Source organism: Capnocytophaga gingivalis ATCC 33624, assembly GCF_000174755.1.
Lineage (GTDB): Bacteria > Bacteroidota > Bacteroidia > Flavobacteriales > Flavobacteriaceae > Capnocytophaga > Capnocytophaga gingivalis.
On the sequence record NZ_ACLQ01000016.1, the window covers coordinates 150,336 to 165,774 of the forward strand.

13 protein-coding genes are annotated in these 15,439 nt (G+C 40.4%); 3 read left to right on the forward strand and 10 right to left on the reverse strand.

What is annotated here, in order from left to right; genetic code table 11:
• Positions 1–71: 71 nt before the first annotated feature.
• Together CAPGI0001_RS05390 and CAPGI0001_RS05395 are read right to left on the reverse strand one after the other, a co-directional pair.
• The gene (locus CAPGI0001_RS05390) at positions 72–965 is read right to left on the reverse strand and encodes a phosphatidate cytidylyltransferase (protein WP_002667540.1); all 894 of its coding nucleotides are present in this window, start codon (positions 963–965) and stop codon (positions 72–74) included.
• Positions 962–1,564: an LUD domain-containing protein gene (locus CAPGI0001_RS05395; RefSeq protein ID WP_002667522.1), complete on the reverse strand. Its 603-nt coding sequence runs from the start codon at positions 1,562–1,564 to the stop codon at positions 962–964. Before CAPGI0001_RS05395 ends, CAPGI0001_RS05390 begins: the two co-directional genes overlap by 4 nt.
• A gap of 458 nt (positions 1,565–2,022) precedes the next feature.
• Here CAPGI0001_RS05395 and CAPGI0001_RS05400 point away from each other — a divergent pair, with 458 nt between their 5' ends.
• Genes CAPGI0001_RS05400 through CAPGI0001_RS05410 form a run of 3 tightly spaced genes read left to right on the forward strand, consistent with a single transcriptional unit; the run spans position 2,023 to position 4,612 of the window.
• Positions 2,023–3,240 carry a 3-phosphoshikimate 1-carboxyvinyltransferase gene (locus CAPGI0001_RS05400; RefSeq protein ID WP_002667621.1) on the forward strand — a complete coding sequence of 406 codons (1,218 nt, stop codon included), beginning with the start codon at positions 2,023–2,025 and terminating at the stop codon, positions 3,238–3,240.
• Between the two features lie 22 nt (positions 3,241–3,262).
• Entirely contained in the window at positions 3,263–3,772 is a 510-nt protein-coding gene (locus tag CAPGI0001_RS05405) for a restriction endonuclease subunit S (protein ID WP_081451921.1), read from the forward strand.
• Between the two features lie 36 nt (positions 3,773–3,808).
• Entirely contained in the window at positions 3,809–4,612 is an 804-nt protein-coding gene (locus CAPGI0001_RS05410; protein ID WP_002667359.1) for a tyrosine-type recombinase/integrase, read from the forward strand.
• 64 nt (positions 4,613–4,676) lie between these two features.
• Here the strand turns inward: CAPGI0001_RS05410 and CAPGI0001_RS05415 are convergent, their stop codons facing one another.
• From CAPGI0001_RS05415 to CAPGI0001_RS05450, 8 genes are all read right to left on the reverse strand, one after another.
• Complete coding sequence (locus CAPGI0001_RS05415; protein WP_211205492.1) at positions 4,677–5,315, reverse strand: restriction endonuclease subunit S; 639 nt, start codon at positions 5,313–5,315, stop codon at positions 4,677–4,679.
• 80 nt (positions 5,316–5,395) lie between these two features.
• Positions 5,396–6,064, reverse strand: a complete 669-nt coding sequence (locus CAPGI0001_RS05420) for a restriction endonuclease subunit S domain-containing protein (RefSeq protein WP_002667386.1) — start codon at positions 6,062–6,064, stop codon at positions 5,396–5,398.
• Positions 6,061–7,074 carry a virulence RhuM family protein gene (locus CAPGI0001_RS05425; protein ID WP_002667265.1) on the reverse strand — a complete coding sequence of 338 codons (1,014 nt, stop codon included), beginning with the start codon at positions 7,072–7,074 and terminating at the stop codon, positions 6,061–6,063. Before CAPGI0001_RS05425 ends, CAPGI0001_RS05420 begins: the two co-directional genes overlap by 4 nt.
• On the reverse strand, positions 7,067–8,485 hold the full coding sequence (locus CAPGI0001_RS05430) for a class I SAM-dependent DNA methyltransferase (RefSeq protein WP_002667492.1): 1,419 nt from the start codon (positions 8,483–8,485) through the stop codon (positions 7,067–7,069). The genes CAPGI0001_RS05425 and CAPGI0001_RS05430 overlap by 8 nt, the downstream gene beginning before the upstream one ends.
• 95 nt (positions 8,486–8,580) lie before the next feature.
• Positions 8,581–9,774, reverse strand: a complete 1,194-nt coding sequence (locus CAPGI0001_RS05435; protein WP_002667329.1) for a hypothetical protein — start codon at positions 9,772–9,774, stop codon at positions 8,581–8,583.
• A complete protein-coding gene (locus CAPGI0001_RS05440; protein WP_002667564.1) occupies positions 9,767–10,807 on the reverse strand; it encodes a nucleoid-associated protein in 1,041 nt (346 codons plus the stop codon). Before CAPGI0001_RS05440 ends, CAPGI0001_RS05435 begins: the two co-directional genes overlap by 8 nt.
• Before the next feature lie 82 nt (positions 10,808–10,889).
• Positions 10,890–14,153: a type I restriction-modification system endonuclease gene (gene hsdR / locus CAPGI0001_RS05445; protein ID WP_002667326.1), complete on the reverse strand. Its 3,264-nt coding sequence runs from the start codon at positions 14,151–14,153 to the stop codon at positions 10,890–10,892.
• 93 nt (positions 14,154–14,246) lie between these two features.
• The gene (locus CAPGI0001_RS05450) at positions 14,247–15,434 is read right to left on the reverse strand and encodes an FtsX-like permease family protein (RefSeq protein WP_002667519.1); all 1,188 of its coding nucleotides are present in this window, start codon (positions 15,432–15,434) and stop codon (positions 14,247–14,249) included.
• Between the last annotated feature and the right edge of the window lie 5 nt (positions 15,435–15,439).

Consider the following 15,439-nt stretch of genomic DNA (forward strand, 5'->3'; position numbering starts at 1 on the left):
ATTCCTGCAAGGTTGCGACATAGAAAGAGTGAGAGACCTGTTGCTTTCCTTGTCCTTCTCAAAGGGGACTCTTAGAAATAAGAGAGTATCAAAATAGTAACAAATGCAAAAGGAGAGGCATAGATAAGGCTGTCAAGCCTATCGAGCAACCCTCCATGACCAGGGAGGATGGTGCCACTGTCCTTCTTGCCGGCTACACGCTTGAACTTGGATTCGACCAAGTCGCCCAAAGTGCCCGCCACGACCAGTACCGCCGCAATAACCAACCACTTCCACAGCTCTTTGTTGCTATAAAGGGAAAGCCATGCTGCCACCAATAGCGCCCCTACAAAGCCTCCTATGAAGCCCTCTACGGTCTTCTTAGGCGAGACAGAAGGAAAGAGCTTGGTGCGCCCCAAAAACCTCCCTGATACATAGGCAAAGCTATCACTCGCCCAGATAATCGCCAAAAGGGCTATCATAGTGTGTTGCGCCTCTGAAAAAGCCTCAGAGAACTGCCATTGGGAAAACTCCCAAAAAGCAAAAGACGCGGCTGTAATCTCTTGTTCGTTCTTATATATCTCCACCTTATAGAGCAGTGAGATAAAAAGACATCCTCCCCCTACATAGAGCAGGGCTAAGAGGAATTTCTGCCATTGGGTATAGCTCACTGCCTCATGCCTGTAGAGGTAGAAGCCTAAGTATACATCGGTGGAAATCACTGCCAAAAGTAGTAGGTATACGACAAAATTATTACTGAAACCCTCCATTGGGATCAGATAATTGAAGCACCACCACAAGCACAGAAAAGCCAAGTAGACGGCACTACTGGAGAGGCGTACCAACCTCTTGAATTCGTAAAGACAAATAAGTCCAAAGACAAGGAAGAGAAAGCCAAAAGCCTCAGCATTGGAGAGCATAATGGCAGTAAGAAGAAGGAATACATACAGGATTCCCGTGATACTACGCTTTAATAGTTCGTTCATTCGTTGGTATTTAGATCTTCTAAGAGAAGTAAGTAAGTGGTTCGATAACAATTCTCATAGAGAATGGAATCTTTTTCCTTAGGAGGCAAAAAAGCCCTAAGAGTACGGATATTATTGGGGCGGTTCTGCTGTGTCTGCCTATTGAGTCCTCCCATAGCATCGAAGAGCGTGGCGACAATCTGGCTTATTTTGGCCACTACCACAAGGTTCTGAGGGAGTTCGTCCAAGTGCTTCTGCCCCAGCTGTCGGGAAGAAAATAACAGAGACCCTTCCTCGGCCACTAAGTACTCACAATCGGTGAGAAAGTGGGTAGCTTCTTGGTCATCATCAGTAAAAAAAGTATGAGGCACAGCCGAAAACAAGGCTTCTACCTGCTCATTGTGCGAGAAGACAAGGCTGTCAGCGCCCTTGTCCAAGAGTATCGTTTGTAATATATTAGGGAGCTCTATTGGATTCTCTATGTAGATAAAGATACCTCCTTTATTCTTGAAGTTGTTTACAAACGCTTCGTCAATAGGGAGATCGCTATTCTTTCCTTCGTATACTTCAGAAGGGGCTTCAGAAAAAGCTCCTTTGAATAATTTTTCAAGCCATTTCATCTACTTTAATGATTAATGATCAATGATTAATAATTAATGATTTATTGTTGAATGGTCATTTACCTATAGTTGGTGCATTTTTTATAGCTTGTGCTTATTATTTAGGTAAAGTTGTGTGAGCAATAACATTTTTCACTTTTCATCCCTCACTCAAATGAGGGGGTAAAGGTAAGGAAAATAATAGAAAGAAAGAAATGTTTTATGCTTTTATTTTATTTTTCATCCTTTATGACTCCTTCCGCTCTGAATCTTTTTTAATCTCTCCTTATATGCCCTCAGGTCAAGGGATATTGCCTTACGATCTACACTAACTATGTTCTGAATAGCAACTCAAAACACTCCTCTTATGCAGGAAAACGCTCTCGCACGTTAAAAAAGTTAATTTATAGCCAAAAACTGTTTTTTTAACACCCTTTTTTTAGAATGTTTTTGTAATTTTGCGCCCTCTAAGATATAACATGGATATTCGTCTAAAGAAAAAACGCTTAAAAAACAACAACCAACTTACCCTGAATATAGGAGGCTCAAAGAGTGAGAGCAACCGACTACTACTACTCAAGCAACTCTTTCCTTCCTTAGAAATAGAAAATATCTCTCCCTCGAAGGATACAGAGATGATGTCACGAGGATTGCACCTTCTGGGAGAGGAAATCAATGTAGGAGACGCCGGTACGGCTATGCGCTTCCTTACGGCTTACTATGCCTGCTGCACTGACCGCAAGGTGGTACTGACGGGCTCGGAGCGTATGCAACAGCGTCCTATAGGTATTCTGGTGGAGGCACTACGTCAGTTAGGGGCTTCTATCGACTACCTTTCTACAGAGGGCTTCCCTCCCCTATCCATAACAGGAAAACATATAGAAGGTGGAGAGCTGACCATCAAAGCCAATGTCAGCAGCCAATACCTCTCCGCCCTGCTCTTAGTAGGAAGCACCTTCCCCAAGGGACTCACCCTACACTTGGAGGGAGAGATCACTTCCCTACCCTACCTGAGGATGACCCTCGCCCTCTTGAACCAATTGGGGATAGAAGCAGTACTGGAGGATAATATTATCACCGTATACCACACCCCTGAGGTAGAGGCACAAACTATCGTAGTGGAGCCCGACTGGAGCTCTGCTTCATACTTCTATAGCATGATAGCTCTCAGTGAGGTAGGCTCTTCCCTATTCCTGAATCATTATAAGAAGGAAAGCCTACAGGGAGACCGTATCTTGGCAGACATCTACCAGAGCTTTGGGGTAAAGACCATCTTCTGGAGGGATAAGATACAGCTAATCAAGGAACGAGATGACTTCTCTACTATTTTCTCCTATAACCTGATGGATTGTCCGGATATAGCCCAGACCATAGCTGTCACTTGCTTTGGCTTGGGGGTAGAGTGTTTTCTTAGTGGCTTGCACACTCTCAATATCAAGGAAACCAACCGATTAGAAGCTCTCCGAGACGAGATTACGAAACTTGGCGGAGAGGTACACATCTCCCAAGGAGAAATATGGATAGGAGTTCCTCGCAAGATAGCCCGCAATGTCTCCATAGCTACCTACGGAGACCATCGTATGGCTATGGCCTTTGCCCCCCTCTGCCTGAAGGTACCTCTTACGATCGAAAAGGGAGAAGTGGTGGAAAAATCCTACCCCAACTTCTGGACTGATTTTGAGAATATCAGCGAGTAGTACTCAGTCATAATATGACCAAATAGCTTTCGTTTGTAGCCATAATACCCCTTATGAGAAGTTACCTGAAGGGTGGGCGTGGTGTAGGCTGGGGGATATCACGAAGACCATAGCTACAAAACCATATCAGATTTTGCAGTCTGAAATAGAAAAAAATGGGGATTTTCCTGTAATAAGTCAAAGTGCTAATTATATAGAAGGTTTTTCTTCTGATGAAACAAAGGTTCTAAAGGTAGAAGATTTTATCATTGTTTTTGGAGACCATACGAGAGTAGTAAAATATATAGATTTTGATTTTATTGTTGGTGCAGATGGGGTTAAAGTTATTCTACCTAACAATAATCTATCAAAATATCTCTATTATCTCATTCTCAATGCTTCTTACAAAATTGAAAACAGAGGATATAGTAGGCATTTTCAGTTCCTACAGAAAGAATTTTTCCCTCTTCCTCCTCTTGCGGAGCAGTACCGTATCGTCCAAAAAATAGAGACTTATTTTTCTTTTTTAAATACCATAGAAAGTAATTTGTAAAAACTTCGTTTATTATCATTTCTAAATTTTAAAGAAATGATAAAACAATTCAAGTCTTTTCTCCTGAAAAGCAACTTAGCACCCAATACGATAGACTCGTATGTGTGGACAGTGAGGTATTTCTTAGAAAAATACCCAGTTATCAACAAGCCCAACCTGATGGCTTACAAGAATTTCCTGCTGGACAAGTACAAAGCACAAACCGTTAATCTGCGTTTGCAGGCGATTAACAAGTACTTAGACTTCGTCAAGAGAGGTTCCCTGAAGATGTCCTTTGTAAAGGTACAGCAAAAGAACTTTTTAGAGCATGTGATTAGTCATGCGGATTACCTTTTCCTAAAGGCACAGCTCAAAAAAGATGGGTATCAAGATTGGTATTTTCTCGTATGGTTTCTCACCGCTACAGGGGCGCGTGTGAGTGAACTTATCCAAATAAAAGCAGAACACCTCACTCAAGGCTATTTGGATATTTACAGCAAAGGAGGTAAGGTACGCCGCCTATACATTCCCAAGCTCCTGCGTGAGGAAAGTAGCTTGTGGCTTAAGGAAAAGGGGATCACTTCGGGCTATATCTTTCTCAATCGTTTTGGTAAGCGTATTACCCCACGAGGTATTGCCCAGCAGCTCAAGGTCTTTGCCTATAAGTACCAGCTTAATCCTAAAGTGGTATACCCTCATTCTTTCAGACATCGGTTTGCTAAGAACTTCTTAGAGCGTTTTAATGATCTTACACTCCTTGCCGACCTTATGGGGCATGAAAGTATTGAGACCACTCGTATCTATCTCAGGCGTACTGCCAGTGAGCAGCAAGCCATTGTAGATACTATTGTCAATTGGTAAGTCGTAGGGGCAAAGTTGTGCAAGCAAGTATGTGAGGCAATTTGCCCCTTATTGTATTTATGCTCTATGCTAATTCTTTTTCTATTTGGTCAAAGGAGGCAAAAAAACTTTCTATTTTTTCAACTATACGATGTTGCTCTGCAAGAGGGGGGAGAGGGAAAATAAAATTTGTTATATCTTCATTGTTAATTGAGGGTGAATTATCTCCTTTCATATGTTTATTCAGTCCCTGAACTACATAATCAGACACCATCAGATAAAATAAATACTTAGGAAACAGAGTTTCATTAGGACTACACACATAAAAGCCTGTTGAAGCTATACAGTTTGAGTATTCTTCATCTACAAAAGCTATATTTTTCAGATAAGGTCTAACCATAGAAAATAAGGTGTCACCAAATTTCACTTTCCTACTGGCTCTACTTGGGGCTTCAGTTACAGCTATAGTTTTTACCTCAGTAATTTTGTTTTGTCTATTATCTATAGAAGCAATGTCTATATAATTAAATTTTTCACCTGAAGGCTTTTGAGATTTCATTGTATTCAAAATTTGATTTCCTTGACACCACACCCACCCCTCAGGCAACTTCTCATAAGGGGTATCAGCGGCAGTTGTCTTGCCTATACGCTTAAGAAGTTCTTCCGCAGGTTCATCGTTAGGGTCTTGCTGGGTAAGTTTGCCCGCTATGGCATAGTTGAGCACCTGATTTTTGGTCTGTTTGACAAGGGCTTTGAGTTCCTCTTGAAGTTGCTCTATAGTATCCACAATGGTGAGCAGCTGTTCTACTTTTTGGGCAATACGATGTTGCTCGGCAAGGGGAGGGAGAGGGAAAAAAAATTTGTTATATTTTCATTGTTAATTGAAGGTGAATTATCACCTTTCATATACTTATTTAAACCATTAACTACATATTCTGATAGCATCAAATAGAAAAGAAACTTAGGATATAATGTTTTATTAGGGCTACAAATATAAAAGCCAGTTGAAGCTATACAATTAGAGTACTCTTCCTCTACAAAAGCAATATTTTTTAAATAAGGTCTCACCATAGAGAAAAGAGTATCTCCAAATTTAACCTTACGGCTAGCTCTACTTGGAGCCTCTGATACAGAAATAAATTTGGCGTCTATAATTCTATTATTTTTGTTATCTATGGAAGCTATATCTATATAACCAAACATTTCTCCTATGGGTTTTTGAGTTTCCATGGGATTTAAAATTTCATATCCTCTACACCACTCCCATCCCTCTGGAAGTTCAAAGGGGACTTCGTCAATCGGTTCGTTGTTTTTTTTGTCTCGTTTGAGTTTTTTATCTTTGATAAGTTGCTCTTTCTCTGCACGAATACGCTCCAAGAGCACGGAGGCAGGCTCATCGGTGGGGTCTTGGGGAACTAACTCCCCTCGTATGGCTAGGTCTAATATGGTTTGTCGTATTTGCTTAGTGTTCATGATTCAAGAAATTTATCAAAATCCGATTGGAAGAGTCTGTCTTGTACGATACGATACTTTTCAAACTCCGCTAAGGCATGCGTATGAGCGATCTCGGCGGTGATTTTACCAGCGTCTTGTAAGACCTCTCGGTCGGCAAATTCTAAAAACCGGTTCAGGCGTACTTCCCAATCGCTCATGGTCATCGGGATATGCCTCAGTGCCATATCTTCTGCCATATCCAAGTAGGCAGAGACTAAGCGCTGTAACTGTGCCATTTCATCTTCGGTAAGGTAGTTCTTGGCAACGACCACATCAAAGGGATAGATCTTCCCCTTGGGGGCATCCTTCCAAGAGGTCAATCCCATGTGAGGTTTTTTGGCATTGGCACGCTCGTAAATTACCTCAGCAGCGGTATGTCCATGAATAGCCCAATGTAGTTTGTTCTGTACGGTGGCAAAAAAGCGTTGGGTAGAGGAGGATTTAGGGTCGTAATCAATAGAGGTGGCATAAATATCGGTGATTTTCTGATAGAACTTGCGTTCGGAGAGGCGTATTTCGCGAATACGTTGTAGTTGTTCCTCGAAATACTTCTTTCCTAGCAGGGTTCCATCGTTTTTCAGGCGCTCATCATCCATGGCAAAGCCCTTGATGGTAAATTCTTCTATAATCTGCGTTGCCCATTTGCGGAACTGCACCGCCCTTTCTGAATTGACTTTGTAGCCTACCGCAATAATCGCCGATAGGTTATAGTGCTTTGTATTATAAGTTTTCCCATCATCGGCAGTTATTAGAAATTTTCTAATAACTGAATTTTCGGCTAACTCATTGTCAGAGAATATCTTTTGTAAATGATAATTGATAGTAGGGATTTCTACACCATAGAGCAATCCCATCATTTTTTGGGAAAGCCATACATTCTCGTCGGCATAGAGGCTTTGGATATTGCTCTCTCCTGTGGCGGTAACAAAGGTCAGATACTCCGCTACGGAAGCCCTTAGCATGTCTTTAGGTTTCTTTGGACTACTCATTTCCCATAATGGCTTTTAGTTGTGCAATAGCTTCAGTGATTTTGGCTGCTTTTTCCTCCATAGTGGCTATGAGTTCGCTCAAGGGGATGTCTTCGGTTTCCTCTCCTTGGCGTATCCAGCTCAGGTCAAGGCTTGTTTTGTCGCGGGCACAGATTTCCTCATAGGTGTATCGACGCCATCTGCCCTGTGGATTTTCCTCGCTATAAGTTTCTTGGCGCTTATGGCGGTCATCACGCTGATAACACTGTACAAACTCGTCAAAGTGTTCCCGCTTGAGGGGATTGGTTTTCCCGAAGTTAGGCATATTACTACGGAGATCATAGAACCAAACCTCTTGAGTATTGCCTTTGTCCGAAAGTCCTCGCTCGAAGAAGAGCACATTGGTCTTGACCCCTTGGGCATAGAAAATCCCCGTAGGTAGGCGCAAGATGGTATGTAGGTTGCACTTTTCCATAAGGTCTTTGCGAATGCGCTCCCCATCACCATCTACAAAGAGCACATTGTCGGGGAGCACTACGGCAGCACGTCCGCCTCTTTTAAGACTGCGGTAGATGTGCTGCAAAAAATTCAGCTGTTTGTTGGAAGTAGGAAAGGTCAGGTCGTCACGAGTAGCGCGTTCGCCTCCTTTCTTGGTGCCAAAGGGTGGATTGGTCAGTACCACATCATAACCGGTCATTTGCTTGCCTAAGGAGGAAAGCGTATCGCCAAGCTGTATAGGCCCTTTGATGTCGTGCAGCATGGCGTTCATCAGTGCCAAGCGGTGGGTTTCATGTACCAATTCGCCCCCTGAGAAAGCCTCATTGATCTGGAACTCTTGCATCTCTTGCGAAAGGGAGAAGAGGTCATCGGTTTGGTCTTTGATATATCGGTCAGCGGCAATCATAAAGCCAAAAGTACCACAAGCAGGGTCATTACAGCGTTCGCCCGCCTGTGGATGGGTAAGCTCGGTCATCACATCAATGAGCACACGAGGGGTGAAGTACTGCCCTGCTCCTGATTTCTTTTCATTGGCGTTCTTCTCCAATAGGCCTTCATATAGGTTACCCAAGCCTTCTTCTTTGGCAGAATACCAATCAAGGGCATCAATGGTCTTGATAATTTTCTCCAAGTTTTTAGGCTCTTCTATATTGGATTTAGCCCCTGCATAGATTTCCTGAATCCTCCCTCGGCACTGTTCGCCCAAGTGTTCTAACAGCTCCTCATAGAATTTCTTGAGTGGGATACCGTCTTTGCTCACAAGAGTGTCCCAACGATAAGCCTCAGGTATTTCCCCTTCAGAATTGGTTTCCTTGGCCATTTTTAGAAAAAGGATATAGGTCAGTTCTGTTACGTATTGGTGATAGGTGATGCCGTCATCACGTAGCACATTGCACAGTGCCCATAGTTTGGCTACAATTTCTTGGTTGTTCATAGTGTTTTTAGTTTTTCTTTTATTTTTTCTTCAAGCCTTTAGTTAGCAGTTTTTGAAAGAAAGAAGAATTGTTGATATTCATTGTGTTATTTCTATTAGATTTGTAAAATTATTCTCATTAGACTATTGTCGAATAAAAACTTATATATTTTATAAATATATTTTGATTTGATCTCTATATTTGTAATAAATAATAAGATAAAGATTAAAATAGGGCTTGACCATAAAAGGATTTGTATAGTTAAAAGCCTGCATTTTTGTTTATTTCTTTCCTTATCTACTTTAATAAATGAATTTTCTAATATTTGTTTATTATCAGAAAATGATTGTTTATATATTGTGATATTCCTTTCTATAAATTCCAATGCTGATTCTTGGTTGTTGATAAAGATTTGAATAAATATACAAAACATAATCATTCCTACTAATATCAAATAATTCTTCATGGAATTTATATTTTCATAATCTAATGTTGTAGATGCAAAAACAATTGCAGTTGGTATTGCAATTAACTTAGTTTGTGAATCATTTACAACTCCCTGAATTTTTTGATAAAAATCTAATGCTTTTGTGTCAAGTTCAATTTTTAATTTATAATAAGAAAAATTTCTCAGATAATAATTATATGAGGCAGAAGCTCGATGTATAAATTCATTAAAATTTTTAATTAAGTATGAGAATCTATTTTTTTCTTCTATCGGTAACAAATAGTCAATTAGCTCATTTATATAAATGTTTTTTCTATCGGGAGCAATATCTTCTTTCAAAATTTGAATAAAGTTATTGATATTATTTAAATCAGTATTATCTATTAAATCCAAATCCTCTGGCAAATATTTTAAATATAATAGTAAAGATTTATCTTCTCTTACAATTAGAAAATTCAAGAATTCATCTTCATTATACTTAATTTTAGAATTTTGACCTAAAATATCTATTAAATTAATTATTGTAGAGAATCTTTCGTTGAAAAAAACATTATTAATTAAAAAATCATTTATTTCGTGTATATAAACTTCTTTTTCAGGATAATTATACTGATTCCATGTTAAAAAGGATTTTTTTGATAGATAAAACCCTTGTGATCTTAGTCTTGAGATTAAAAATTCTAAAACTATATCTTCATCAGTATTATAGTCTTCAAAAAAAGAATTTGTGATTAGCTCGTTATCACTTAACTCCCTTAAGAACTCTAAGCTATCTATTCTATAGATACAAGAAATAATATCATCTTCTATTTTTATAGACGATTTATTCTTATTTAATATCTTAACAATTTTATCAATCATTGAGTTTCTTTATTTGTTGTTTCAATAGCTCAGGGATATTTTTAATAGTTAGTTTATTGTTTTTTTCATCATAAATAATAGTTTTATCTAAAAATAATTTTGTATTAAACTCTAATCTTAAGTTATCATCTTTATATGTAATTCTTTTCAGTAGCCTTAATTTTGATTTATTACCATTTATTACGGAACTCACACCAAATTCATCATCAGTTGCTAGATCTTGGAACTTTTCAGGGTTATCAGGATCCATTATAGCAGAAATATATGAGAGTAAAATCTCTTGTTTTTTATCTATTCTATCTAAACAATATGAGCAGACATCATCCTGTCGTTGTATTTTTCTTTCCTTATCCCAGCCTTCCCTTTTAGCAAATTCATCAATAGCTCTAAGTAATCTATTCGTTGATTCAGTACTAGTGTTTTTATTATCAACATCTATAAATTGCATAAAATAAAGACTAATATCTTTAAGACCCTTAACAAAAGATAAATAGGTTTTTCTATCTGTTGTAAGGTCTTCATTTTCTATTGCTTTCCAATCAGTAAGATTAATAGAACACGCAATATCAACTTTATGTAATTCTAATTTTTTTATATTACTTAGTGATAAATCCGTTTCATTAACAACAAATCCCTCCTTATTATTTATCATGAGAACTAAAAGTAATTCTTTTTTTAGTTTTGTATATTCACATAGAATCATATAGCCACCTGTTGCTGCGATTGTACGTTGTAATATCTCCTTATAATGATTCATTACATTAATAGAAAAATCATAAAAACTATTTTTTCCTTCTGTATACTCTAATAACAAATCTTTAAACTTGGGAAAATTTCCAGAGAAAATTCCATGTATTATTTCTGATTTCTTATAATATGCTTCATCGAGGTTTCCTAAAAATAATTTTTCTCTATCACTAATATTTAACACATGATCAGCTGATTTTGCATCCACTATCCCATTACCTGCTTCTTTTAGTAATTGATGAATGATAATATTTTTAATTTCGAGATTTTTTCCAATCTTTTTCATGATTTTTTACTTTCTTGATTGTATTATATTCCCATTTTCTATTAATATCTATCTATTTTTAAGATTTTCAGTATCTTAACCATCACCCCATAAACAAATATTCCTTTAATTCATCTACAATTTCTCCCAGATGGTTTTTAAATACCTTATTAATCTTCTCATAGCCTCCTGCATTTTGGAAAGCACCCGTGTCAAAGTCGGCTTTTTCAATATATTGTTCCTTCTCTAAGAAAGTCTTGATACGGTCGAGCCATTTGGTTTCCATAGCATTGAAGCTGTGTGTCTGTTTGAGTTTCTCAAAAGCATTGTCCAAGCGTACTTTATAATCCACAAGGGCATTGCCGAGGGCTAAGGTACGTATCATCCCGATAAGGTCGGCAGTAATCTCTACATTCTTGGCATTGTTCCATGCCTTGTTGAGCTCTTTGAGGGTATAGCCCTCTTGCGCCATCTCTAAGTAAAGATGCTTAAGTTCGCTACGAGTAAGCTCCGAAGGGCGCGTACAGAGCAGGTTCAGGGCGGCGAGCTTATTGCGATTCTCGGCTATATAGGCTGAGAATTGCTCTATATAGTCCCCTGGGCGTTGCTGGGTCTTACCATAGCCTACATAGTGTTCGCGTACTTCATCTGGCTTGTCACTGATATATTTGTACTTTACCGTCTTAGCTTGAGAGTGGAACAGACAGGCAATTGCTTTTATGTTTTCTCTGACAAAAGACTTTACTTCTGTGGAGGGTATATTTTTAAGAGTGGTTAAAAAATCCTTAGGGGACACCCCCTGACTTAGGCTACAGAAATAATCAAAATCCTGCTGAGAGATATTCTTCACACGTCGTTGCAATCGAGCTAAGAGCTGTTGGGTATATTTGGCAATCAGCTCAGGGTCTTCAGTATGTTCAAAGCCATTGATGATATCTTCTAAAGTGGTATTGGGATTCACTACAATAGGTACCATTTCAGAGACTTCTGCAAAGAAATCAAAGACTCCCACGGGATCATATACCTCAAAACTCTCCTTGTTTATCTTAGGACAAAGGCGGGTAGCACGCCCCATCATTTGCTCGAAAAGAATACGTGATTTCACCAAACGTAGGAATACCAAAGTGGTAATTTCAGGCACATCCACTCCTGTGGTAAGCAGGTCTACGGTTACTACTATATTAGGGTTGATCTCATTTCTGAATCGCTTAATAGCATCTTCCACTCGTTTCTTATCCCCTATGCTACCGGTTATCTTTTGGATAGCATCGTTATCCACCCCTTGTTCGGCATAGATTTCTTTAAGAATCTTCACCACAAGATCGGCATGGGCATCATCTACTGCAAAAATAAGGGTCTTTCCTTCGCCAGTAGGGTCTAAGGACTGGGCTATTTCCTCCAATACCGCACGGTTAAACCCTTCTACGATGATATTTCGGTTGAACTGCTCTACCTCGAAGTTCAGCTCATCAGGTATTTCTGACAAATCTATTACCTCGTTTTTCTCAGGATCATATGCTTGTACAGTATCGCCCTTAGCATAGTGAATCCCTTCTATACGCTGTTGGGTGAAAATATGGTGAGGTAGGTTATAATCTACTAAAAAACCATCCAAAACGGCTTCACGATAGGAGTACTCAAAGACAGGTTTGCCAAAAAGCTGGGTGGTGTGTAGAGCTGGGGTTGCTGTAACAGCGATTTTCACCGCATCGAAGTAGTCAATTACCATAGTGTATTTACTGATAAAATCCTCCTGATTGCGGAAATCAAACTCGTCCTCACTCATCTCTTTATCAAGTATATAACCACGGTGTGCCTCATCTACGATTACCAAATCGTAATCCGATACGGAGGGCATATCCTCCGCTTCGTTATAGAGAATACGCCTTACCATAGCCTGTACAGTGCTCAATTGTATTTTGGTTTCTTTCGCTATTGTTTTTTCACCAAGTTCATTGATAGGATAGATATTATAAAGCGTTTGTAGGTCTTCGAGTTTTACATCCTTGAACACATCAAGTGCCTGCCTTCCTAAGACATTGCGGTCTACCAAAAATAAGATGCGCTTAAAGCGTTTGGCAGCCAAAAAGCGGTAAATCATCGCCAGCAAGGTGCGTGTCTTTCCTGTCCCTGTCGCCATAGAGAGGAGCACCGAGCGGCGCCCTTCTGTTAAGGCTTTTTCGGAGGCTTCTACGGCGCGGATTTGGTAGGGACGTAGGTTCAGTCCGTTGGGGTCTCTCAGTAGGTCATAAGGGGTCTGAGCGAGGTCTTGAGTAGCTTTGGCTATATCTTGTGCCAAATCCTCCAAGAGTCCTTGAGGACTTTTCCAGCCTTGTAGTGCTTTAGAGATATTGCCATTATCTCGTACATCTAAGAACCAAATCCCTGCTTTGGTATCCAATTGCTTAAGGTATTTTCGTCCATTGGTAGCAAAAAGGAAGGGTACCTGATAGTCTCCCCATTGTCCAATAAGATAGCAGGCATGTTCTTTCTTGATATGGGTGGCGTAGTCCTTGCATTGGTTGGAGAGGATACTTGAAATATCTTTGTGTTTGGCTTTGGCCTCCACAATACCCACCAGCTGTAGACCGACAAAAAGGGCATAATCGGCAAAACCTTTGTCTGTCGGCCATTCGGCTATGGCAAGGTTTTTCCCTTTTTCGGGACGAGTACCTTTGCTATAGCGTAAGTGCTCTGTATCGGCCTGCCACCCTGCTTCACACAGTTGTGCATCAATGAGCTGGCGTGTTTCGGCTTCTGAGAGTTGAAGGTTTTTTGTATACTGTTGGGTACGGCGTGCACGCTCTTTTTGAGCATTTATAAACTCTTTGGTCTGGGCGGCTTCCCAATAGCTTTGCTGTTTTTGTAGTCCAAGGAGTTGCTCCGTAAGGGCTTTGATTTGCTGATCTTGCGCTTCTTTTTCTGCTTGTAGCTCAGCGGCATTGGGGATATCCTCCTCCTGAGGCATGACAAAGGTGTGCCCTCCTGTTCCCTCACCATAACTCAGAGCATACCACTGAGCCAGATGGTAGGCCATTTGCAAGAGGGTTTTAGCTGAAGTAAGTGAGTCAAAGCCTGCATGAACCGCCTCGTTACCTCTTTGTCTCAACTCGTTTAATATACGACCCAACTGGTGTTCTATAATTCCTTCCCGCTTAAGCACACTGATTCTATTGGCCTGATTGTTATCATAAGGCAGGGCGATATGTTCTATCTGAAACACCTCATTGACCATAACCTCGGCAAATTGGCGTAGCTTCATCAAGCAGCCATTAGGGTCGGTATATAAGTACATCTCCGCCAAGTGGGCAATACGATAGAGTATATGGGGTTCAATCTCTTTTAGAAACTCAAAATTACTTCTCATAATGTAGCCTTATAGGAAGTTACAAAAGTAGCATATTCTCCTTAAGATTTTAACTATATTAACAAATAATTAGCAAATAAGACGCTTCTCTTTTTACACTTCTCTCTTCACTCCTCTGACTCCCCTGATGAGTATAACACTATAAAGCATACATAGCACTATAGCTAAAGTGAAAGCAGCTAAGGGCAAGGTGAAGCCTGTGGGTGTGAAGGGAAAGAGCTGGGAGAGCTTGGCCATATAGAGGTTGCGTAACCCATAGCAGAGAGACAAGGCAGCAATTATCGCCCCGATGGTGAAGAGACTGACTGCCCTTTGGTAATAGCGGGCGATCTGGGCGGGCGTATAACCTATGGAAAGCAGCGAATGGATCTGTTCCTTGTTGCGCTGCAAGACCAAATGCAGACTCAGTACCACCACTCCTACCGAGAGGATAAGGATCAGAAGGGCGATCCCTACCACTACCCAGAGAGCAGAGGAGAAAAAGAAACGCATCTTACTTAGTTCCAGCTCGTCCTTGGCTATGGTGTAGTTATGAGCCTTGAAATAAGCTAAGATTTCCTTTTGGGAAGGATCATGGAACTCTACCAAGAGGCGTGATACCTGTGAGGTAGGCGACCCATAGGTAGCATTTGCCCAAGAGAGAAAGTCCTCTGGGACAAGAATAGAATTGATCTTGGCGGAAAAGCCTACAATACGGCTGGAGAAGGTCGCTTCCTTGCCATTGCCTGAGAGGCGCAATCCGAAGGTGAACTTGTCTATCAAGCCCTTGGAGAGTACGGGTAAGCCTTGGCTCTGAGCAAAGCCAAAGTTATAAAGGGATAGGTAATTCTCAGGGATGATAATAGGCACAAAAGAGCGGGATGGATTCCACTCCCATTGGTCACTCTTGACATCGATATACTTATCGGGGATACTCTCAAAAAAAAGGTCTGTAGCGAAGAGTGGGAACTCTCCCTCACTCTCACGGGTATAGGCCATTATCTTGAAGGTAGCCACTGAAAAGGGTGCCATACTCTTGACAAAAGGTTCTTGTCGTAAGGATTCCTGCTCGGCTGGGGTAAAGTAAATCATCTCCTTCTGGAGGGAGCCTATGGCTGAGATAGGTTTGGTCACCACGGCATAGTTGCTTGAGAAAATATCCGTCTGCTCCTCCAGCAAGGGCTTTACATCCCTATAGAGCTGCCAGATACCTCCGAGCAATACCACAGCAACCATCAGGGCGAAAGCATAGCCCAAGAGCTGTCCCTTGGGGAGGGTCTTTCGTTGGAGCTTATAGAGCATACTTT